This window comes from Saccharibacillus brassicae, assembly GCF_006542275.1.
Taxonomy (GTDB): Bacteria; Bacillota; Bacilli; order Paenibacillales; family Paenibacillaceae; genus Saccharibacillus; species Saccharibacillus brassicae.
Genome location: NZ_CP041217.1, coordinates 1,012,150 through 1,033,014, shown reverse-complemented (window position 1 = coordinate 1,033,014; position 20,865 = coordinate 1,012,150). Strand labels below are relative to the sequence as shown.

Annotated in this window: 15 protein-coding genes and 1 tRNA gene; 13 read left to right on the top strand and 3 right to left on the bottom strand. The window is 58.4% G+C overall.

All coding sequences use genetic code 11. The features are described 5' to 3' along the window. Positions 1-241 precede the first annotated feature (241 nt). On the top strand, positions 242-958 hold the full coding sequence (locus FFV09_RS04160) for a GNAT family N-acetyltransferase (protein ID WP_141446508.1): 717 nt from the start codon (positions 242-244) through the stop codon (positions 956-958). A 209-nt stretch (positions 959-1,167) separates the two neighbouring features. On the opposite strand, the gene FFV09_RS04155 is transcribed toward FFV09_RS04160, so the two are convergent. Together FFV09_RS04155 and FFV09_RS04150 are read right to left on the bottom strand one after the other, a co-directional pair. Continuing rightward, positions 1,168-2,361, bottom strand: coding sequence for an asparaginase (locus FFV09_RS04155; protein ID WP_141446507.1), 1,194 nt, complete (start codon positions 2,359-2,361; stop codon positions 1,168-1,170). A 336-nt stretch (positions 2,362-2,697) separates the two neighbouring features. Then, positions 2,698-3,651 carry a bifunctional helix-turn-helix transcriptional regulator/GNAT family N-acetyltransferase gene (locus FFV09_RS04150; protein WP_141446506.1) on the bottom strand — a complete coding sequence of 318 codons (954 nt, stop codon included), beginning with the start codon at positions 3,649-3,651 and terminating at the stop codon, positions 2,698-2,700. Between the two features lie 379 nt (positions 3,652-4,030). On the opposite strand from FFV09_RS04150, the gene FFV09_RS04145 reads away from it, so the two are divergent. The 6 genes from FFV09_RS04145 to FFV09_RS04120 all read left to right on the top strand — a co-directional run bounded on the left by FFV09_RS04145 (position 4,031) and on the right by FFV09_RS04120 (position 11,954). Beyond that, complete coding sequence (locus FFV09_RS04145) at positions 4,031-4,996, top strand: ABC transporter permease (protein ID WP_141446505.1); 966 nt, start codon at positions 4,031-4,033, stop codon at positions 4,994-4,996. Between the two features lie 37 nt (positions 4,997-5,033). Continuing rightward, the gene (locus FFV09_RS04140; RefSeq protein ID WP_141446504.1) at positions 5,034-5,921 is read left to right on the top strand and encodes a carbohydrate ABC transporter permease; all 888 of its coding nucleotides are present in this window, start codon (positions 5,034-5,036) and stop codon (positions 5,919-5,921) included. Between the two features lie 55 nt (positions 5,922-5,976). Beyond that, positions 5,977-7,632: a type 2 periplasmic-binding domain-containing protein gene (locus FFV09_RS04135; RefSeq protein ID WP_141446503.1), complete on the top strand. Its 1,656-nt coding sequence runs from the start codon at positions 5,977-5,979 to the stop codon at positions 7,630-7,632. 166 nt (positions 7,633-7,798) lie between these two features. Continuing rightward, the gene (locus FFV09_RS04130; protein WP_141446502.1) at positions 7,799-9,694 is read left to right on the top strand and encodes a cache domain-containing sensor histidine kinase; all 1,896 of its coding nucleotides are present in this window, start codon (positions 7,799-7,801) and stop codon (positions 9,692-9,694) included. After that, positions 9,691-11,259 carry a response regulator gene (locus tag FFV09_RS04125; RefSeq protein ID WP_141446501.1) on the top strand — a complete coding sequence of 523 codons (1,569 nt, stop codon included), beginning with the start codon at positions 9,691-9,693 and terminating at the stop codon, positions 11,257-11,259. Before FFV09_RS04130 ends, FFV09_RS04125 begins: the two co-directional genes overlap by 4 nt. 113 nt (positions 11,260-11,372) lie before the next feature. Further along, a complete protein-coding gene (locus tag FFV09_RS04120; RefSeq protein WP_141446500.1) occupies positions 11,373-11,954 on the top strand; it encodes a copper amine oxidase N-terminal domain-containing protein in 582 nt (193 codons plus the stop codon). 117 nt (positions 11,955-12,071) lie between these two features. On the opposite strand, the gene FFV09_RS04115 is transcribed toward FFV09_RS04120, so the two are convergent. Next, a tRNA-Arg gene (locus FFV09_RS04115) sits at positions 12,072-12,145 on the bottom strand. Positions 12,146-12,472: 327 nt separating this feature from the next. On the opposite strand from FFV09_RS04115, the gene FFV09_RS04110 reads away from it, so the two are divergent. The 6 genes from FFV09_RS04110 (at position 12,473) to lon (ending at position 20,788) form a co-directional block, all read left to right on the top strand. Next, positions 12,473-13,315: a hypothetical protein gene (locus FFV09_RS04110; RefSeq protein WP_170314928.1), complete on the top strand. Its 843-nt coding sequence runs from the start codon at positions 12,473-12,475 to the stop codon at positions 13,313-13,315. Between the two features lie 174 nt (positions 13,316-13,489). Further along, positions 13,490-14,806 carry a trigger factor gene (gene tig, locus FFV09_RS04105; RefSeq protein ID WP_141446498.1) on the top strand — a complete coding sequence of 439 codons (1,317 nt, stop codon included), beginning with the start codon at positions 13,490-13,492 and terminating at the stop codon, positions 14,804-14,806. 279 nt (positions 14,807-15,085) lie between these two features. Next, on the top strand, positions 15,086-15,676 hold the full coding sequence (clpP, locus tag FFV09_RS04100) for an ATP-dependent Clp endopeptidase proteolytic subunit ClpP (RefSeq protein WP_141446497.1): 591 nt from the start codon (positions 15,086-15,088) through the stop codon (positions 15,674-15,676). A gap of 19 nt (positions 15,677-15,695) precedes the next feature. Further along, on the top strand, positions 15,696-16,952 hold the full coding sequence (gene clpX / locus FFV09_RS04095; RefSeq protein WP_141446496.1) for an ATP-dependent protease ATP-binding subunit ClpX: 1,257 nt from the start codon (positions 15,696-15,698) through the stop codon (positions 16,950-16,952). 157 nt (positions 16,953-17,109) lie between these two features. Continuing rightward, entirely contained in the window at positions 17,110-18,252 is a 1,143-nt protein-coding gene (gene ispG / locus FFV09_RS04090) for a flavodoxin-dependent (E)-4-hydroxy-3-methylbut-2-enyl-diphosphate synthase (RefSeq protein WP_141446495.1), read from the top strand. Between the two features lie 169 nt (positions 18,253-18,421). Beyond that, positions 18,422-20,788: an endopeptidase La gene (lon, locus tag FFV09_RS04085; RefSeq protein ID WP_141446494.1), complete on the top strand. Its 2,367-nt coding sequence runs from the start codon at positions 18,422-18,424 to the stop codon at positions 20,786-20,788. Positions 20,789-20,865: the final 77 nt, after the last annotated feature.

The window sequence follows — 20,865 nt, the reverse complement described above, 5'->3', positions numbered from 1 at the left end:
GCTTCATAAATTTGCGGCTCGGCAGCTTTCAACCAAGCTTTACTTTTTAATATTACCCGACTTTTGGTAAGATAAAGCTAACAAAATGGTTTTTTATACAAAACATCGGTCGTTGGCCCTACGAAAAGGAGCGAGAGAAAGTATCGGAAAAGTTTTCGGGAAAGTTCATATAGAAGGGTAACGGAAGGAGAGGATCGCTTTGCACGAAGACAAGTCCGAGCGAGAAGACAAGTTTAAACAAATGCAAGATTACGATCTCATGGATCGGCAGGCGCGAACGCTGTTCGTGCATACGCCGAACGGCCGGCTCGCCGCGGTCAACGAACCCGGCGGAGGAGAAGCGCCGCTGTTCTTCGTCAGCTCCGCGCCGGGCGTCCGGCTGCTGCGGTTCGCGGACGGACTGTCCGCGTCAGCCGAACGCCGCATTGCGCATCAGCTCGATCGCGAAGCCGATCCGGGCGCCGCGCTGCGCGCGCTCGGCGGCGGCCTGCGCGTTCGCGCCGTCTGGTCCGGTCCGGCTTATCTTATCCGGACCGGACCGACCTTCGGCAGCGCGGCGAAGCTGCCGCGGCCTGTCCGCGTCGAAGCCGTGCATGCCGGCAGCGCGCAGGCGCTCGGCGCGCATTTTCCGCGGCTGCGCGCGGCGTGGAGCGCGCGCCTGCCGATGGCGATGGCGACGCTTGACGGCATCGCCGTCTCGGTCTGCTTCGCCGCGCGCCGAGGCGAAGAGGCCGCGGAAGCCGGCCTGGAGACGGCGCCCGCTTTCCGCGGACAGGGGCTGGGCCCGGCCTGCGTGTTGGCCTGGGCGGAGCAGGCGCAGGCCGAAGGGCTGCTGCCGCTGTACAGCACTTCGCACGACAACGCGGCTTCGCGGCGGATCGCCGAGAAGCTGCGGATGCGCGCTTACGGCACGAACTTTCACGTGACCGGCGATTTAACCGGAGGCTGGCCGGGTTGATCCCAATAGTTCCAATGGTCCGAATGGTCCGAATCGTCCGAATGGCCCAAATCGTTCGAATGATCCGAATAGCCCGAATGAAGGATCGGACCTGAAGGAGGTCCAGCCACGTTCGTCCGCCTGAAGCGCACGCAAAAACCCCGGGACGCCTGACGTCCCGGGGTTTTTGCGTGCGAACCGATAGGCGCGGGGCCGCGCCTCTTCAGGCATTATTTTTTCGGTACGCTCACCTGTCCGGCTCCGTACGTGTCGAACCAGCCTTTGATCGTGTCGAAGTCGCTGGAGAACGACAGCGACAGCAGCAGCATCAGGCGGGCATGCACCGCGTTCAGATTGTCCCCGGCGATGATATTGGCGCCGCTGGAGTAGTTGCTGCCCGATCCGGTTCGGGTCGTGGCGACGAAGACCGTATCGTGCTCCGCGATCGCCGCGGTGCGCTCGGCGCTCATCGCCCGCGAAATGCCGCCTGCGCCGGTGCCCGCCGTCACGATGCCGTCGGCTCCGTCCGCGACAAACGCGGAGATGGCGCCTGCGCCGGCATCCTGGTACGAATAGGCGATCTCGACTTTGGCCAGGCTTTTTTTGTCGAGCTTGGCGAGATCGAACGGCGTTTTCCAATCGGCCGCGCCCAGCAGCGCCCGATACGGCGCGCGGTAGACGCGCACGCCGGCTTCGTCGATATAACCGAGCGCGCCGAGTTCCGGCGTGACGAACGTGTCGGTCCGGTAAGCATTCGATTTCGTCACTTCGCGCGCGGCGTGGAACTCGTCGTTCAGCATGAGCACCGTGCCGAAGTATTCCGTTTTGCCGCTTGCCGCAAGCTTGATGGCGTTGTACAGATTGGCCTGCGCGTCGCTGCCGATTACGGTCCAGGGACGCATCGAGCCGGTGACGACGACAGGCTTGGAGCTGCGAACCGTCAAATCGAGGAAGTAGGCGATTTCTTCCATCGTGTCCGTGCCGCTTGTGACGACGACGGCATCCTGCGTTTCAAGCGCTTTGTCCACGCGCAGCGACAGGTCGTACAGGTCGGGAATGCTGTAAGCGCTCGAACCGGAATTGCCGAATTGGTATGTACTGACCTGCGCGATCTTGTTTTTATCCGGAAGCTCGGCGACCATGTCCGCGATCAGCAGCGTGCCGGCCCGGTAGTTGGCGAAGCTCGTGGCATCGGCGGATTGTCCGGCGATCGTGCCGCCGGTAGCGATCACTTCGACTTTGGGAAGCGTTTTGGCGGCCGGGGCCGCGGAAGTTCCCGCCGGAGCCGGCGTGCTCGCGACGACCGTGCCGGGGACCGTTTCCGCCGCGGAAGCGCCGGGCAGGCGTACGACCGGGGCCGCAGCCGCGGCGGTGACTCCAAGGGCAAGAACCGCTTTCATGACTTTCATGGACAATGTGGACATCAAACTCCTCCTTGGTAGTCAAATGAGTCGGGAAGAGAGATAACATAACGCTGCTTGCTTCCCGATGTCCATAAATATAAATCGGTGTCAGTTTATTTAACAAATTCGAAAAAAGACTGATTAAGCGCTTTATTCATGTTTATTCGTCAAATATTGCTGAATATCTGCCTTTTTCTAAATCATTTTTTTATTTTTTACAGCTAAAAAAGTCGAATGTACCCGTATCGTTGTCAGCAAAATTCACTTGACCGACTTCCAGGAATCAAAAGCGATATATTTATCTTTGCATATGAATATATATACGTTAAATAGAATTAATATTCAATATGCGCATATTTAGGCTTGCTCGCTTTGCAGATCCAACTGCCACGTTTCGACCTCGAACTGAATGCCGTAATATAGCACGACAGATTGTTCCGCCAGCTTGAAGCCTTTTTTGGACAGCAGACCCTGCAGCCGGCGTTGATCCCGGATGACCCATAACAGCACCTGGGAGCGGCCGGCGCCGCGGGAGAAAGAGATCGCTTCGTCGAGCAGACTGCCGCCGATACCGAGTCCCCGGCGTTTGGATTCGACCATGAACAGCTTGATTTGCGCGCGCCGGGCGTCCAGCAGGTCGAGCACGATCGAACCGGCGCTTTCGCCGTTCATCTCCGCGATCCAGCAGCGCGCCGACGGTTCTCCCGAAGCGCCGAACAGCTGGGCGGCCGTATCGGTCAGCACGAGGCTGAATTGTTCGGACGGGCCGAATGTCTGCTCGAACAGCGCTTCATACGCCTGGACGATGCGCTCGGCGTCGGACGGCTCGGCTTCGCGCAAAAAAAAGCGAATATCGAGCGTATGCGCGGAGCGCGCCGCGTTGATCTCGTCGATCGTCCGGATCGCTTCCATCAAGCGAACCTGATCCGGCTCGGACAGGCCGGCGAGATATTCCGCGACGTCGTCGTCGACCCGCCGGTGGAGCAGGCGGGCGATCCGGACGCCTTGTTCGGTCAGCTTCAGCACCCGCCTGCGCGCGTCGCGTTCGCTGCGCGGGCGTTCGATAACGCCGCCCGAGTCCAGGCGGCCGAGCAGCCGGCTGAGATAACCGGGGTCGAGCCCGAGATTGCGGCTCAGATCGGTGGCGGTCAGGCGGGGCTCCCGCGAGATTTCCAGCATGATGCGCGATTCGGTCAGCGAATACGAGCTGTGCAGCAGCCGTTCCCGCAGCACGCCGGCCTGCATCGTGTCGCTGTAGTTGAATGCGCGCAGCGTTCGAATCCTTTTTTTCCAGATCAAAGGGTCGGGCATCGGTTCACTTCCTTTCCCGGCTTGCGAGCGCCGGTCGCCATTTATAGAGATAGAGGTAGATTTGGCAGCACCTTCCGATTATAACAAGAAAGACAGCCGGGAAAAAAGAACGACGTATCCGAAATATTGTAACTAGGTTACAAATTTCGAATCTATACTTGATCCGAAATCTTGTGACTAGGTTACAAATTTCGAATCTATACTTGATCCGAAATCTTGTGACTAGGTTACAAATTTCGAATCTACACCCGATCCGAAATATTGTAACTCCAATACGAAAAATGAAGCCTTACCGCAGCGGCAAACGAGCGATACAATAAATTTAGAAAATGTAAGCACTTACAAAATGAACCGATTATAGACCGGAGGGGGTCGGAAGATGGAGAGAAAAATTGCGGCGCGGACGGCGGAACTGCCGTCCGATCGGGAAGGGAAAGCGCGCAGATGGTGGAGAAGGCTGCTCCAGCAGCGGCATTTGCAGACGATGGCGCTGCTCGGCATCGCCTGGATGTTCGTCTTCAACTATATTCCGATGTACGGCATCATTATCGCGTTCAAGGAATACAATATCGTCGACAGTATCGCAAATTCGCCGTGGGTCGGCCTGGCTCATTTTCGCGAGTTTTTGCAGGACGACGAACTGGCCGGAGTCATCCGCAACACGCTCGGCATCAGCTTGATCAAGCTTGTGATCGGGTTTCCGCTGCCGATTATCTTCGCGCTGTTCCTCAACGAACTGCGTTCGGTCCGCTTTAAGAAAACGGTACAGACGATCTCGTACCTGCCGCACTTTCTGTCCTGGGTTATTCTCGGCGGCATTCTCGCGACGTGGCTGGCCGACGTCGGCATCATCAACAATGTACTGATGGGCCTCGGCTTGATCAGCGAACCGATCTCCTATCTGGCGGAGCCGAAATATTTCTGGGGCATCGTCATCACGTCCGACATCTGGAAAGAGCTGGGCTGGTCGGCGATCATCTACCTGGCCGCCATGGCGAGCGTCTCGCCGGAGCAGTACGAAGCGGCGACGATGGACGGAGCCGGGCGGTTTCAGAAAATGTTCTACGTCACGCTGCCGAACATCCGCCCGACGATCGCGATTCTGTTCATTCTGGCGGTCAGCGGCGTGCTGAACTCCAACTTCGACCAGATTCTCGTGCTGCGCAATTCGCTGAACGAGAGCGCCAGCAGCGTTATCGATATTTACGTGTACCAGACCGGTATCCAGCAGGGCCGCTTCTCGTATTCGACCGCGGTCGGACTGCTCAAATCGGTCATCGCGCTCATCCTGCTGCTGATCGCGAACGGCGTGACCAAAAAATTGAACAACACTTCGCTTTTCTAAGCCGATTTTCTAAACAAACGGAAGGAGGAACCGCGGCATGTTAACGTTAAAACGCAAAACGAGAAGCGAAGCGATTTTCGATTTTCTGAACGTCGTCGGGATGGCGCTGATCTGCTTCGTGACGATCTATCCGATCTGGTACGTGCTGGTCAATTCGTTCAACGACGGCACGGACGCGATGCGCGGCGGCATTTACTGGTGGCCGAGACAGTTCAGCCTGGACAATTTCGGCGCCGTATTTCGCAGCGAAGGGATCATGATGGCGATGGGCGTGACGGTAGCGAAGACGCTGGTCGGTACGGTTGCCCACGTTTTTTTCACCGCGATGGTCGCTTACGCTTTTTCCCGCAGAGGACTGATCGGAGGCAAAATCTACATTCTGATCGGAACCGTTACCTTGTTTTTCGGAGGCGGGCTCATCCCGACCTATCTGCTGATCCGGGACCTGCATCTGCTCGACAATTTCCTGGTCTATATCATTCCGGTGCTGTTCAGCTTTTTCGATCTGATCATCTTCATGACCTTCTTCCGGGAAATTCCCGAAGGACTGGAAGAAGCGGCGCGTATCGACGGGGCGAACGACTGGTCCATTTTTCTGCGAATCGTGCTGCCCGTCTCGATGCCCGTACTCGCCACGATCGCGCTGTTCCACGGCGTTTATCAATGGAACGATTATTTTACCGGGATGATCTATATCAACAATACCGATTTGCAGCCGATCCAGACGTATCTGTACCGGGTCGTGGCGGAATCCAGCTCCAACCAGATGATGGCGGCGGTCCCGGGAGGCGTCACGCGTTCGGTCACCTCGCAGTCGATCAAGCTTGCGACGATGGTCGTGACGACCGCGCCGATCGTGTTCGTATATCCGTTCCTGCAAAAATATTTTGTCAAAGGCATGATGATCGGCTCGATCAAAGGTTGAGCACAGACAGACCGCTGCACCCGGCAGTACCAACCTAAGGAAAAGAGGTACACACATGAAAAAAAGAGGGAAAAAGTTCTCCATGCTGCTCGCGGCGATGCTGATGATCTTCAGCACGGCCTGCTCGTCGGGCGGACAAAGCAAAGAAGCGGCGGAAAAAGAAGAAGCGGCGCAGGCGGCGGTCGATCCGAGCCAACCGTCCTGGAAAAACGACACGTCGCCGATCACGTTCGACTGGTACATCAACTTCGCCTGGTACACCGGAACCGACTGGGGCAAAGACCTGACCAGCCAGTATGTGACCAAAAAGACCGGCACGAGCCTCAACTTCATCGTGCCGGCCGGTAACGAAGCCGAGAAGATGAACACGATGATCGCGTCCGGCAAACTGCCCGACTTCGTCACGATCGCCTGGAGCGACGACGCGGTCAAAAAAATGATCGAAGGCAAACTGGTGCTGCCGCTGAACGAACTGGCGGACAAATACGATCCGTTTTTCGTGTCCAACGTCGCCGATCCGGCCAAGCTGTCGTGGTACACGCAGGAAGACGGCAACGTGTACGGCTATCCGAACGCGTCGTCTTCGCCGGCCGATTTTGAGAAATACGGCGAAAACTACGTGTCCAACCAGGTGTTCGTCGTGCGCAAAGACATGTACGAAGCGATCGGCAAGCCGGATATGAGCACGCCGGAAGGGTTCCTCGCGGGACTTCAGGCTGCCAAAGACAAGTTCCCCGACGTCAACGGCCAACCGATGATCCCGATCGGCCTGCACGAGTTTACCGACAACGGCAACTATTCGCTTGAAGGCTACCTGCAAAACTTCCTGGCGATTCCGCAGCAAAAAGACGGCAAGCTGTACGACCGCCAGACCGATCCCGAATATATCCGCTGGCTCAAAACGTTCCGGCAGGCGAACGAGAACGGGCTGCTCGCCAAAGACATCTTTATCGACAAGCGGGCCCAAATGGAAGAGAAAATCGCGCAGGGCCGCTATTTCGCCATGATGTACCAGCGCAGCGATTTTACGAACCCGCAAAACGCGCTGTTCGCGAACGACCCGGATTCCGTCTATATGGCGATCGACGGACCGGCCAACGCCGCTTCCGACGAACCGACGCTGTCGGGCCCGGGCATCTCCGGCTGGACGCTGACGCTGATCTCCAAAGACGTCAAGGACAAAGCGCGCGCGATCGGGTTCCTGGAATACCTGACGAGCGAAGAAGGCCAGCGCGATCTGTATATGGGCGAAGAAGGCGTGACGTACGACATGGAAGGCGACAAGCCGGTGTTTAAGCCGGAAGTGCTGGAGATGCTGAACAGCGACCGGGCCGCTTTCGACGCGAAATACGGCGCTTCGCACAAATACTGGATGATGATGGACACGAACGTGACCGATCAATGGGCGCCCGCGCCGGTCGATCCGTTCAAGCAGATGATGGACTGGACGCGCGGCAAAACGGTCAGCGCGTCCGAGTTCGACCAGATCAATCCGACCGGCAACTCCAAAGAAGGCATCGCCAACACGAAGCTCGGCCAGCTGTGGGGCAAGACGCTGCCGAAGCTGCTGCTCGCCGCTTCCGACGCGGAGTTCGACCAGCTCTGGAGCGATTACGAAGCGAAGCGGGCTTCGACCGGCCTCGCCGAAGTGCAGGCTTACCAGCAGACGGAATACGAGAAAAATCTCGAAAAGCTCGGCGGCACGAAATAATCGACCGGTTCGAGCCTGCCTCCCGCATCACCCCGACGAGTCCCGAGCCCCGGCCGCATGCGCCGGGGCTCGCGGGCCGTGTCGGGGTTTTGGGTCTTGTCAGCGTCCCCGGCCGCTTTGTATGATAGGAAGACTCGCCGTATGAAAACGGATACAGGGGGAGCCGATGGGACGAAGATGGAGAGAAGCCGGGAACGCGGCCCGGCGCTGGATGCAGACCCGCTCGCTGCAAAGCCGCCTGGTGGCGGCTTACGCGCTGCTGATTTTGATACCGAGCACGCTGCTGTCCACGTACGTCTATGCCGATATCCGGGACAGCTATATCGAAGACACGGCCGTCAAAAGCGAATATTTGATGCAGATCGAGAAGCAGGTGATCGTGAACCAGATCGAGACGATGGAGCGGGCCGCCCAGCTTCCGCTGTCCGATCAGAGCGTGCGGCGCTATTTGACGGAAGAGAACGATCCGACGACGGCGGAACTGGTCGATTTCAACAATACCGCCTATGCGAATCTGGCCCGGATTCCGCTCAACAATCCGGCCATTTTGCATCTGCGTCTGTATACGGCGAACGGGCGCAATTACGAGATCTGGCCGATCATTTTCCGCGAGAGCCGGGTGCGGGACCAACCGTGGTTCAAGCTGACGCAGGGATTGGGCGAGCGTCAGGCGTGGCATTTCCGGCCCGAACCGTCCCGGCCGGACGTCGGCGGTTCGGAAGAAGAGCCGCCCAAGCTGTCGCTGCTGCGCGAGATCAACCTGCCCAAAGACCGGCATATCGGCGTCGTGCAGGTGGATATGCGGCTCGACCAATTTTCGCCGCGCACGTTCGGGGAGCTGCAAGAAGACGGTTCGCGCATGCTGCTCGTGACGGAAGACGGCGTCTATACGCGGGAGTCGGGTTCGTCGCTGTCCGGCGATTCCCCGGCGGCTGCTTACGCGGTGTCGCGTATCCGCGCGCTCGGCGATCCCGGCAGCGTGCCGAATATCGCCGACGGTTCTTTTCGCTACGACAAAGACGGCACTTCCTACCTGATGACGTACACGCCGCTTGAGCGCATGGACGGGTATCTGCTGAACGCCGTGTCGCTGGAAAAAGTGCTCAAAGACGTCAACCGCACCCGCGGCATGCTGATCTACGCCAATATCGGATTCGTGCTCGTGCTGGCGCTGCTGACGTACATCATGAATTCGTTTATTCTCAAAAATCTCAAACAGCTGGCCGACGCGATGAAAAAAGTGCGCAAAGGCGAGCTTCAGCCGGCGCTCGACCTGGGCGGAGGCGGCGAAATCGGCGATCTGGCGCATCATTTCAACAAAATGACGCTGACGATCAACGAGCTGATCGCCGAAGCGGTGCGCAAGCAGGCTCTAATGAAAGAAGCGGAACTGCGCACGCTGTACAACCAGATCGATTCGCATTTTCTATACAATACGCTCGAAAATATCAAGATGCTGGCGGAGATCGAAGACCAGCGGCAGATTTCGGATGCGCTGACGTCGCTCGGCGGCATGATGCGCTACAATTTCAAATGGACCGGCGAATACGTCAAGCTCAAAGACGAGATCCGGCATATCCGCAATTACGTGGAAGTGACCAATATCCGCTTCGACGAGCCGGTGGAGCTGATTTGCGACATGCCCAAAGCTTTTCTCGAACTGGAGATTTTGAAAATGTCGCTCCAACCCATCGTGGAAAATGCCGTCAAGCATGCCTGGCAGGAGCTGGGCGAAGCCGGAAGCCGGACGTTTTCGATCGAAGCGCGCGAGATCGAAGCGTCGAAGATCGAAATCCGCATGACGGACAACGGCAGCGGCATGGACGCCCGGCGAGTGGCCGAAGTGAACGCCGAGATCCGGCAGATCGAAAGCGAAGGGACGGGCTCGGCGTATACCGGCATCAAGCTCGGCGGGATCGGGCTGCGCAACGTGCATCAGCGCATCCGGCTTTTTTACGGGAACGAATACGGCCTGGCGCTGGAAAGCGGGGAAGGCGCGTATACGCGCGTCGTGCTGACGATTCCCAAAGTGCTGCTTACCGGAGGAGGAGGAGACGAATGAGACAGCTGCTGATCGTGGACGACGAGAAAAATATCCGTCACGGCCTGAAAGTGATGATCGAGCGGGAAATGGGCGACGCCTGTCAGATTCGCCTGGCGGCGAACGGGCGCGAAGCGCTGGAACTGCATGCGCGGCAGGCGGCGGAGATCGTCATTACCGATATCCGCATGCCCGTCATGGACGGCATGGAACTGCTGACGCAGCTGCGTCTGATGCAGCACGCGTCGGAAGGCCCCGTCGTGCTTGTGCTGAGCGGCTACGACGAGTTCGAATACGCCAAGACGGCGATCCGGTATCAGGTACGCGATTATCTGCTGAAGCCGATCCGGCGCGAAGACCTGTTCGGCGCGCTCGGCCGCGCGCTGGAAGAACTGGACGGCCGCGTCTCCGAACACGAGCGGGTCAACGCCGTGCAGGAGTACAAGCAGCGGCTGCGCCTGGCGGCGCTTGGCCGGCTGATCGAAGCGGAAGGCGGAGAATTGGAGCGCCTGCTCGGGGAGCTCGAAGCGGACGAAGCGGGGCTGCCGATGCCGTTCTCGCTGGCCGTGCTCGCCTACCGGCACGAGCAGGGCGGCAGCATGGAGCGGAGCGAACTCGAAGCCGTTATCGAACGGCTGGACGGCCCGCCGGGCCGCGCTTATGCGGCCGCCCTGTGGGACCGGGAAGGGCGCCTCGTGCTGATCGACCGCTCGGCCGGGCGCTTCGCGCAGCTCGCGGAACTTGCGGAGCGGCGCGAGCTTGGCGGGCTGCTGATCGGCCTCGGCCTGCCGGGCGCGCGGCCGAAGGATCTGCCGGACAGCTACCGGACCGCCTGCCGGGCGCTGCAATATACCTTTTTGCATCCCGGCGTCCATCTGGTCGATGCGCGCGCCGTCGGAAGCGGGCGGCAGATGTTCGAGCCGCCCGAAGAAGAGATCCGGCTGCTCGGCAACCTGCTCGGCACCGATCGCAAAAAAGAGATCAACGAACGGCTGTACCGCATTTTCCGGATCGACGGCCTGGCCCGGATCGACCTCTCCTATATCGAACAGACCGCGCGGCTAATCAACGAAAAGGTGCTCGACGAAGTATTCCGCCGCTACGGCGAAGCTTCGATGGAAGTTCTCAAGCTGTACCGCAAAGTCGGGAACTGGAACAACTTCCGGTATTTCCACGATTATTTCCGCAGCCTGGAAAATCTGCTGTGCAGCCTGAACGATTATATCAAGCAGGTGCGCCTGGCCCATACGGAGAACGAAAACCTCAAGGAAGCGGTAGCGTTCATCGAAGCCCAGTACGCCCGCCCGCTCAATATGGCCATGGTCAGCAACCATGTGTCGCTCAATTATTCGTATTTCAGCGAAGCGTTCAAAGCGTATACGGGCGAAAGTTTTGTCGTCTATCTCAAAAAAGTCCGGATCGAACGCGCCAAGCAGCTGCTCGCCGACCCTGCCTTCAAAACGGCCGAGATCGGCGAAGCGGTCGGCTTCGAGAACGTCAAGCAGTTCGCGCGGGTATTCAAAGAGCTGGAAGGCATCTCCCCGCACGAATACCGGAGCAAAGCCCATGCGCAGCATTTGGGCTGAGCGTTGGGCGCTGCCGGCGCTTTCGCGCGGGCATACCCGCAAAAAGGCAGAGCCCGAACCGCGTTAAACCGTGCTCAACCGGTTAAAAATGGGTAGAAGAAGGGAGCGTGCCGATGATGAAGAACAGATTCGAAGGACAGAAGAAAAAAGCGCTGCTTGCGGTGCTGGCCGCTGCGCTGATCGCGCCGCTGCCGCTGCTGCCGCAGGCGGAGACGGCTTCGGCCGCGGCGGGGGCGACAGTCTACATAAACGGCAGGGTCGCTTCGGGAGACGTGCTGTTCCGGAAAGGGCGCACGTATTTGACTCTGACCGACATGAAAGCGCTGGGCGACTATACGTTCCGCTACAACAAGACGTGGAAGACGATTACGATTACCGGGGGAGACGACGGCGCGCGCCACGTCCTGACGCTCGGCAGCCGGGAAGCCCGCCGCAACGGGCAGAACCTGACGCTCGAAGCGGCGCCGCTGTCGTACGAGAACAAGACGATGATTCCGGTCCGCGCCGCGGCGCAGCTGTTCAATGCCGAACTGGAATGGGACGAGGCCGGCAATCGCGTCCTGCTGACCAAGGAGCCGGAGACCAACGGCTCTTCGACGCGGCCGCCGACGTCGCCGTCCCGTCCGCCCGTCTCGCCGCCGGGGCCTTCCGGACCGTCGGTGCCGAAGCCTCCGACGCCGCCTTCGATACGCTGACAAAAAGTCCGGGCTCCCTTTGCGGGAACCCGGACTTTTTGGGTGAGCGCGGCCGGAATCGCCGCGATCGGAACAACGAAAAAAGAGCCTTCCCGAAGGAAGGCTCCCGCTCTTGTACGTCCCAGGAGGGATTCGAACCCCCGACCGTGCGCTTAGAAGGCGCATGCTCTATCCGACTGAGCTACTGGGACAAAAGTGAAAAACAGAACAGAAATTAATATACCACGTACGGAGGTTTCTTGCAAGCTTATTTGCCTAAAAAGCTGCGCGACCCGCTGCGCGTTTCGTTTGTTACATCTAATAGCGGATCAGGGGAGAGAAGGCCGGCGGCCTGGCCGCAGACGAGGCGGCTGCCGCAAGTTTATGCTATAATTTAACCTCACGATCATCTTGCGAGCGGACACGGGCCTGCAGCCGAGAAGGAGGGATGACTTATCGATCACGTAACAAAAAAGGACAAGGCGGGCGTCGTCCTGCTGCCCGGAACGCTTGACCATTACCAGGAGCAGGTTACCGGCATGCTGGAGACCGAGCGCTACGGCGAAGCGATGCAGACGCTGGAATTTCTGCTGAGCTGCGAAGGGCAAGACGAGCGGCGGCGCCAGGAATGGAGCACGCTGCTCGAATGGCTGCGCGTCGCGTTTCCTGGAGGGGCCGGGGACGCTTACCGCAACGAAGCGGTGCTGGCCGGCGAGGAGCCGGAAGACGCGTCGCAGGCGCTCAAGCGGCGGACGCTCGAGAAGCACCGGGAAGATGCCGGCTACGCGGAGCGGCTGCTGCTGCGCGTGATGCAGGAGCCGATGACGGAACGCGGCCAGATCGCGCTGGAGCAGCTGTCTTATCTGGAAGACGCCGATACGGACGCGAAGCTCGCGGACTGGATGGAGCGGGAGACGCTGCATCCGCTGCTTCAGTTCCGGGTGCTTCAGACGCTGCGCCGCCGCGGCGCGACCGGAACGGTCCGCCTGCCGCGCGGAGGCATCGCGCTGGAGCTGGAGATCGAGCGGACGCCGCTTGAGCCGCACGAGTTCCCGCTTGCCGTCGCCGAAGTGCTGTCGCGCGTATCCCAGCAGACGGAGAACGAAGATCCTTCGCTGTTTTATTTTGCGCGGGAATTGTGGATGCAGTTCATGATGGCGACGTACGGCACGACCGATTACGAGAACCTGACGCGCGGCGCGGAGAGCGAGCTGGACGCCTGGGCGGCCGCGCTGCACGCGCAGGCGTCGGAGACGCTCGAAGGCGGCGGCCAAGCGGAGCGGATTCGGGACGCCTACGGGATCACGGGCGAGCTGCGCTTCCTGTGCGAGCGGGCGGAAAAGTCGCTGCGGGCGTTTTCCCGGGGAACGCTCCAAAGATAGCGTGCCCGGAAACGGTTACTTTTTTGCCCGAAACGGCGTCTTTTGGCGTGGCATTGGCGTTTGCGCTTGAAATCTGCTTCGCATTTGGGTATGATAAGATGGTTGTTGCGAACGTGAAAGCAGTATGTTAAATTTACTTAATTGATAGCTAATTGTTGGAGGGGAATACTCAATATGACAGCAAGTTGGGAAAAAACCGAGAAGAATCTTGGCGTTCTTGAAGTTGAAGTTGCAGCGGACCGTGTTGAAGCCGCGCTTGATAAAGCATTCCAGAAAGTCGTAAAGAAAGCGAACGTTCCTGGTTTCCGCAAAGGCAAAGTGCCGCGTTCGATCTTCGAAGCGCGCTTTGGCGTGGAGAGCCTGTACAACGACGCAATCGACATCCTTCTGCCTGAAGCTTACAGCGAAGCGGTAGAAGAAGCGGGCATCTTCCCGGTCGACCGTCCGGAAATCGACATCGAGCAGTTCGGCAAAGGCCAAACGCTGAAATTCAAAGCGAAAGTAACCGTTAAGCCGGAAGTTACCCTGGGCGAATACAAAGGCGTGGAAGTGCCTGTATCCGAAATCAGCGTAACGGACGAAGAAATCGCGTCCGAACTCGAGCGTCTGCAAAGCCGTCATGCCGAGCTGATCGTCGTTGACGAAGAAGCGGCAGCGAACGGCGACACCGTATCGATCGATTTCGACGGATACGTGGGCGACGAGGCGTTCGAAGGCGGCAAAGCCGAGAACTATTCGCTCGAACTCGGATCGGGTTCGTTCATCCCGGGCTTCGAGGAGCAGGTCGTGGGCATGTCCACGGGCGATTCCAAAGACGTTACCGTAACGTTCCCGGACGAATACCATGCGGCCGAACTGGCCGGCAAAGAAGCGGTCTTCAAAGTGAAGCTGCACGAAATCAAACGCAAACAGCTTCCTGAGCTGGACGACGAATTCGCCAAGGACGTTAGCGAATTCGAAACGCTGGACGAGTACAAGGAAGACCTCAAGAAGGAAGTAGCCGACCGCAAAAAACGCGAAGGCGATGCAGCGCGTGAAAACGCCGTTGTTGAAGCCGTAGCGGCAGCCGCGGAAGTCGAAGTTCCCGAGTCGATGGTCAACGGCGAAGTCGAGAACATGATGCGCGATTTCGACAACCGTCTCCGTCAACAGGGCATGAACCTGGAAATGTACACAAGCTTCTCCGGCCAGACCGCCGAAGATCTGCGCGAACAGATGAAGACGGACGCCGAGAAGCGCGTCCTGAACAACCTCGTGCTTGAAGCGATCGCCAAAGAAGAGAACATTTCGGCTTCCGAAGAAGACGTCGAAAAAGAACTTCAAACGATGGCTGATATGTACAAACGCAGCCTGGACGAAATTCGTGGCATTTTGGGCGCCAACGGTTCGCTGGACAGCCTGAACGACGAAATCACGATGCGCAAAACGATCGAGTTCCTGCTGGCTAACAGCAAGGAAGTCGCGGCTCCGGCCGAAGAATCGGCCGAGTAAAGCTTACTTCCGCACTGCGGAACAAGCCTCGGGGGCGAATCGAATAATTTGACTTGCCCGGGCAAGGCACGTATGATTTTATGCGTGCCTTGCCCTTTTGTATGCGGCAGGGCCGATCCGGGGGCTTTTAAGCAAGAGAGCGAGCCATGGACGAATTGTTCGATCGAAAAATGACATCGGCATTTGAAAATGGTAAACTAAAAGCGTAGGATGAAAGCAGGGTCGTATCCGACCGCTTCGTCTTTTAAGAAACTGCCCGATGAAAGAGAGGTTGATCGCATGAGTTTAGTCCCTACAGTTATTGAACAAACAAGCCGCGGCGAGCGCTCCTATGATATTTATTCGAGGCTGCTCAAAGACCGGATCATTCTGCTTGGCGATGCGATCGACGATCACGTAGCCAACCTGATTATCGCGCAGCTGCTGTTTTTGGCGGCCGAAGATCCGGAGAAAGACATCTATTTGTACATCAATTCCCCCGGTGGTTCTGTGACTGCGGGCATGGGTATATATGATACAATGCAATACATTAAGCCGGATGTGTCCACGATTTGCGTCGGTATGGCGGCAAGCATGGGTTCGCTGCTGCTGACGGCCGGAGCGCCGGGCAAGCGCTTTGCGCTGCCCAACAGCGAAGTCATGATTCACCAGCCGCTCGGCGGCGTAAGCGGACAAGCTTCGGACATTCTGATCCATACGGATTGGATCATCAAGACGAAGCAGAAGCTGAACAAGATCTATGTGGACACGACAGGTCAGCCCCTTGAGAAAATCGAGCGGGACACGGACCGCGACTTCTTCATGAGTGCGGAAGAAGCCAAGTCTTACGGACTGATCGACAAGGTTCTCGAGCGACCGATTAATTCTTAATTCTCGAAGGGGTGGTTAGATGTTTAAATTTAACGAAGAAAAGGGTCAGCTGAAGTGCTCCTTCTGCGGCAAAACGCAGGAGCAGGTACGTAAGCTCGTAGCCGGACCCGGCGTATATATTTGCGACGAGTGCATCGAACTGTGCACGGAGATCGTGGAAGAGGAATTGGGCCACGAAGAAGAAGTGGACCTGAAGGACATTCCGAAGCCGCAGGAGATCCGCGCCATTCTCGACCAATACGTGATCGGCCAGGACCAAGCCAAGAAGTCGCTTGCCGTAGCCGTATACAATCATTACAAACGCGTTAACGCGCAGAGCAAGTCGGAAGACGTGGAACTGTCGAAGAGCAACATCATGCTGATCGGACCTACCGGTTCGGGCAAAACGCTGCTGGCGCAAACGATGGCCCGCATCTTGAACGTGCCGTTTGCGATCGCGGACGCCACTTCCCTGACGGAAGCCGGCTATGTCGGCGAAGACGTGGAGAACATCCTGCTCAAGCTGATTCAAGCTGCCGATTACGACGTGGAAAAAGCCGAGCGCGGCATTATCTACATCGACGAAATCGATAAAGTGGCACGCAAATCGGAGAACCCTTCGATTACGCGCGACGTATCGGGCGAAGGCGTACAGCAGGCGCTGCTGAAAATCCTCGAAGGTACGGTCGCATCCGTTCCTCCGCAGGGCGGACGCAAACACCCGCATCAAGAATTCATTCAGATCGATACGACGAACATCCTGTTTATTTGCGGCGGCGCTTTCGACGGCCTCGAGCAGATGATCAAACGCCGGATCGGCAAAAAAGTCATCGGCTTCAATGCGGACGGCGAAGGCCAACGCGAACTGAAAGCCGGCGAGTATCTGATGATGGCGCTGCCGGAAGACTTGCTCAAATTCGGTCTGATTCCGGAGTTCGTCGGACGTCTGCCGGTCATCTCGACGCTGGCTCCGCTGGACGAAGAGACGCTGGTACGCATCCTGTCCGAACCGAAGAACGCCCTGACCAAGCAGTACAAGAAGCTGCTTGAGATGGACAACGTCGATCTCGTGTTCGAAGAAGCGGCCCTGCTCGCGATCGCCGAAGAAGCGATCAAGCGCAAGACCGGTGCCCGCGGACTGAGAGCGATCATCGAAGGCTTGATGCTCGACGTCATGTACGAAGTTCCGTCGCGCGACGACGTGACCGAGTGCGTGATTACCGAGAAAGTCGTCAGAGAAAAGGTCGTTCCTGAACTCGGCGAAGGCAAAAACAAAAAACGGGAAGAAAGCGCCTAACGCTTTCTTGCCCATGAAATAGGTCTCATGCCGAGCCGGTCAACCCTACATGGTTTGGCCGGTTTTGTATGAGAAGCCGAAATGCCGTCCAGAAGCTGCAGTCTCGCGTCCTTGAGCGACGCTATCTTGCTTGTTCCGATTTGGAGGTCGAATAAAAATGTATTTAAGACATCAGACACGGCCCGTAAAGGTCGGTAACCTGGTCATCGGCGGCAGCGACGAAGTCGTCATCCAGAGTATGTGCACGACCAAGACGGCCGACGTCGAAGCGACGGTCGCCGAAATTCTTCGTCTCGAAGAAGCCGGCTGCCAGGTCGTGCGCGTTACGGTCAACAACGACGAAGCGGCCGACGCGATCAAAGAGATCAAGAAGCGGATTCATATTCCGCTCGTCGCCGATATCCATTTCAACTACAAATTGGCTCTGAAATCGATCGAGAACGGCATCGACAAAGTCCGGATCAACCCGGGCAACATCGGCAAGCGCGAGAAGGTCGAAGCGGTCGTCAAAGCGTGCAAAGAAAAAGGCATTCCGATCCGGATCGGCGTTAACGCCGGTTCGCTCGAAAATCACCTGCTCGAGAAATACGGGTATCCGACGGCCGACGCCATGGTCGAAAGCGCCTTGTTCCATATCGGCATTCTGGAAGAACTCGATTTCCACGACATCATCGTGTCGCTCAAAGCGTCCGACGTGCCGATGGCGATCGAAGCTTACGGCAAAGCGGCGCAGGTCATTCCGTACCCGCTGCACCTCGGTATTACCGAAGCGGGCACGCTGCATGCCGGCACGATCAAAAGCTCCGCCGGTATCGGCGCGCTGCTGTCGATGGGCATCGGCTCCACGGTGCGGATCTCGCTCAGCGCCGATCCGGTCGAAGAAGTCAAAGTCGCGCGCGAGCTGCTCAAGACGTTCGGCCTGATCACGAACGCAGCCACGCTCGTATCCTGCCCGACTTGCGGCCGCCTCGACATCGACCTGTTCTCGATCGCGAACGAGGTCGAAGAATACATTTCCAAAATCAAAGTTCCGATCAAAGTCTCGGTGCTTGGCTGCGCGGTCAACGGACCGGGCGAAGCGCGCGAAGCGGATATCGGCATCGCCGGCGCACGGGGCGAAGGTCTGCTGTTCCGCTACGGCAAAATGATCCGCAAAGTACCGGAAGCGGACATGGTGCAGGAACTCAAAAAAGAAATCGACGCGATAGTGGTCGCTTACGAAGCGACGGGCAAAATTCCCGGCCGCGAAGAGCGCCATCAGCCGCAGTCGGCGCCGGTTCAAGCGGAAACGGCGAAGTAACCCAGGTCAGGCAGCAAGGCGGCAGGCGGGCATCCCCCGTTCTGCCGTCTTTTTTTGCCGGATCCGCCCTTCTTTTTTGCGGGGCGAAGCGGCGGTATGCTACACTTAACACACGCGTAACAGCCGCAGGCCGTATATGCGCGATAAGCCTTTTGGGGGTGTGAAAACGATGGGATTGAACAAACAGAAAAACCGCCGTTTTCCGTTGCTGCCTTTGCGGGGGCTTCTTGTCTATCCGAGCATGGTGCTTCATTTGGATGTCGGACGGGAACGCTCGGTCAAGGCACTGGAAAAGGCGATGGTTGACGATCATTTGATCCTTCTCTGCTCGCAGTCCGAGGTGAATATCGAGGAACCGACGCAGGATGACATATTCCGAATCGGAACGGTTGCAAAAGTCAGACAGATGCTCAAACTGCCGAACGGCACGATCCGCGTGCTCGTCGAAGGGCTGGAGCGGGCCGAAGTGCTGGACTATATCGAAGACAATTCGGAGTTCTACGAGGTCTATGCCCGGGAATTGAAAGAGCCGGAATCGGAAGATCCCGAAGTGGACGCGCTGATGCGTACGGTGCTGAGCCAATTCGAACAGTATATCAACCTGTCGAAGAAGATCACGCCGGAGACGCTTGCGGCCGTATCGGACATCGACGAGCCGGGACGTCTCGCCGACGTCATTACGAGCCATCTGCCGCTCAAGATCAAGGACAAGCAGGCGATTCTGGAGACGGTGGAGTTCCGCCCGCGTCTGGAGAAGCTGCTCGACCTGCTCAACAACGAGCGCGAAGTGCTGGAACTCGAACGGAAGATCGGCCAGCGCGTCAAAAAGCAGATGGAAAAAACGCAGAAGGAGTATTACCTGCGCGAACAAATGAAGGCGATTCAAAAAGAGCTCGGCGAAAAAGAAGGCCGGGCCGGCGAAGTCGAGGAATTGCGCGAACAGCTCGAAAACGGGGAGTTCCCGGAAAAAGTGCATGAGCGCATCAAAAAGGAAATCGACCGGCTGGAACGCATGCCGACGAGCGCGGCGGAAGGCGGCATCATCCGCGGCTACGTCGACTGGCTGCTGGCGCTTCCGTGGGACAAGCACACGGACGACGTGCTCGATATCGTCCGCGCCGAAGACATTCTGAACGAAGACCATTACGGGCTGGAGAAGCCCAAAGAGCGCGTGCTGGAGTACCTGGCCGTGCAGCAGTTGGTCAAGAAGCTGAAAGGGCCGATCCTGTGCCTCGTCGGCCCTCCGGGCGTCGGCAAAACGTCGCTTGCCCGTTCGATCGCCCGTTCCCTCGGCCGCGAATTCGTGCGCGTGTCGCTGGGCGGGGTTCGCGACGAAGCCGAGATTCGCGGCCACCGGCGCACGTATGTCGGCGCGATGCCCGGCCGCATTCTGCAGGGCATGCGCACGGCGGGCAGCTCGAACCCGGTGTTCCTGCTGGACGAGATCGACAAGATGGCGTCGGATTTCCGCGGCGATCCGTCCGCGGCGCTGCTTGAAGTGCTCGATCCCGAGCAGAACAACACGTTCAGCGACCACTTCGTCGAGATCCCTTACGATTTGTCCAAAGTCATGTTCGTGACGACGGCCAATATGCTGCAGGGCATTCCGCGCCCGCTGCTTGACCGGATGGAGATTCTCAATATTCCGGGTTACACGGAATTGGAGAAGCTGGAAATCGCCAAGCGCTATTTGCTGCCGAAGCAAAAGCGAGAGCACGGGCTGAGCGAAGAGCAGCTGGACCTTCCGGAGGAAGGGCTGCTGCAGATCATTCGCGAATACACGCGCGAATCCGGCGTCCGCAACCTGGAACAGCAGATTGCGGCCATCTGCCGCAAAGCGGCCAAGCATCTCGTCTCGGGCCGCGGCGACAAGATCGAAGTGACGCGAGATTCGCTCAAGGACTATTTGGGCAGCCCGAGATTCCGCTACGGGCTGGCCGAAGCGGAAGACCAGGTCGGCAGCGCGACCGGCCTGGCCTGGACCGAAGTCGGCGGCGAGACGCTGACGATCGAAGTGAGCGTGCTGCCCGGCAGCGGCAAGCTGACGCTGACCGGCAAGCTCGGCGACGTCATGAAGGAGTCGGCGCAGGCGGCGTTCAGCTATACGCGTTCGCGCGCGGCGCAGCTCGGCATTGACAGCCAGTTCCACGAGAAGAACGACGTGCATATCCATATTCCCGAAGGCGCCGTTCCCAAAGACGGCCCGTCGGCGGGCATCACGCTCGCGACGGCGCTGATCTCGGCGCTGACCGGCCGCGCCGTGTCCAAAGACGTGGCGATGACCGGCGAAGTGACGCTGCGCGGCCGCGTACTGCCGATCGGCGGGCTCAAAGAGAAGTCGCTTGCGGCGCACCGGGCCGGCTACAAAAAGGTGCTGCTGCCGGGAGATAACGAACGCGACCTGCGGGACATCCCGGACAGCGTGAAGGAAGCGGTCCAATTCGTGCCGGTATCGCATATGGATCAGGTGCTGGAGCATGCGCTGCTCGCCAAAGTCGTCGAGCCGCCCGCTTCCGAGCCGGCCCAGGCGCATTAGCAAGCTGCACGAGAAGTAACGGAGAACAAGGACGGCCGCCCGGATATCGGGCGGCCGAGCCGGTTCCGGAGAGGATT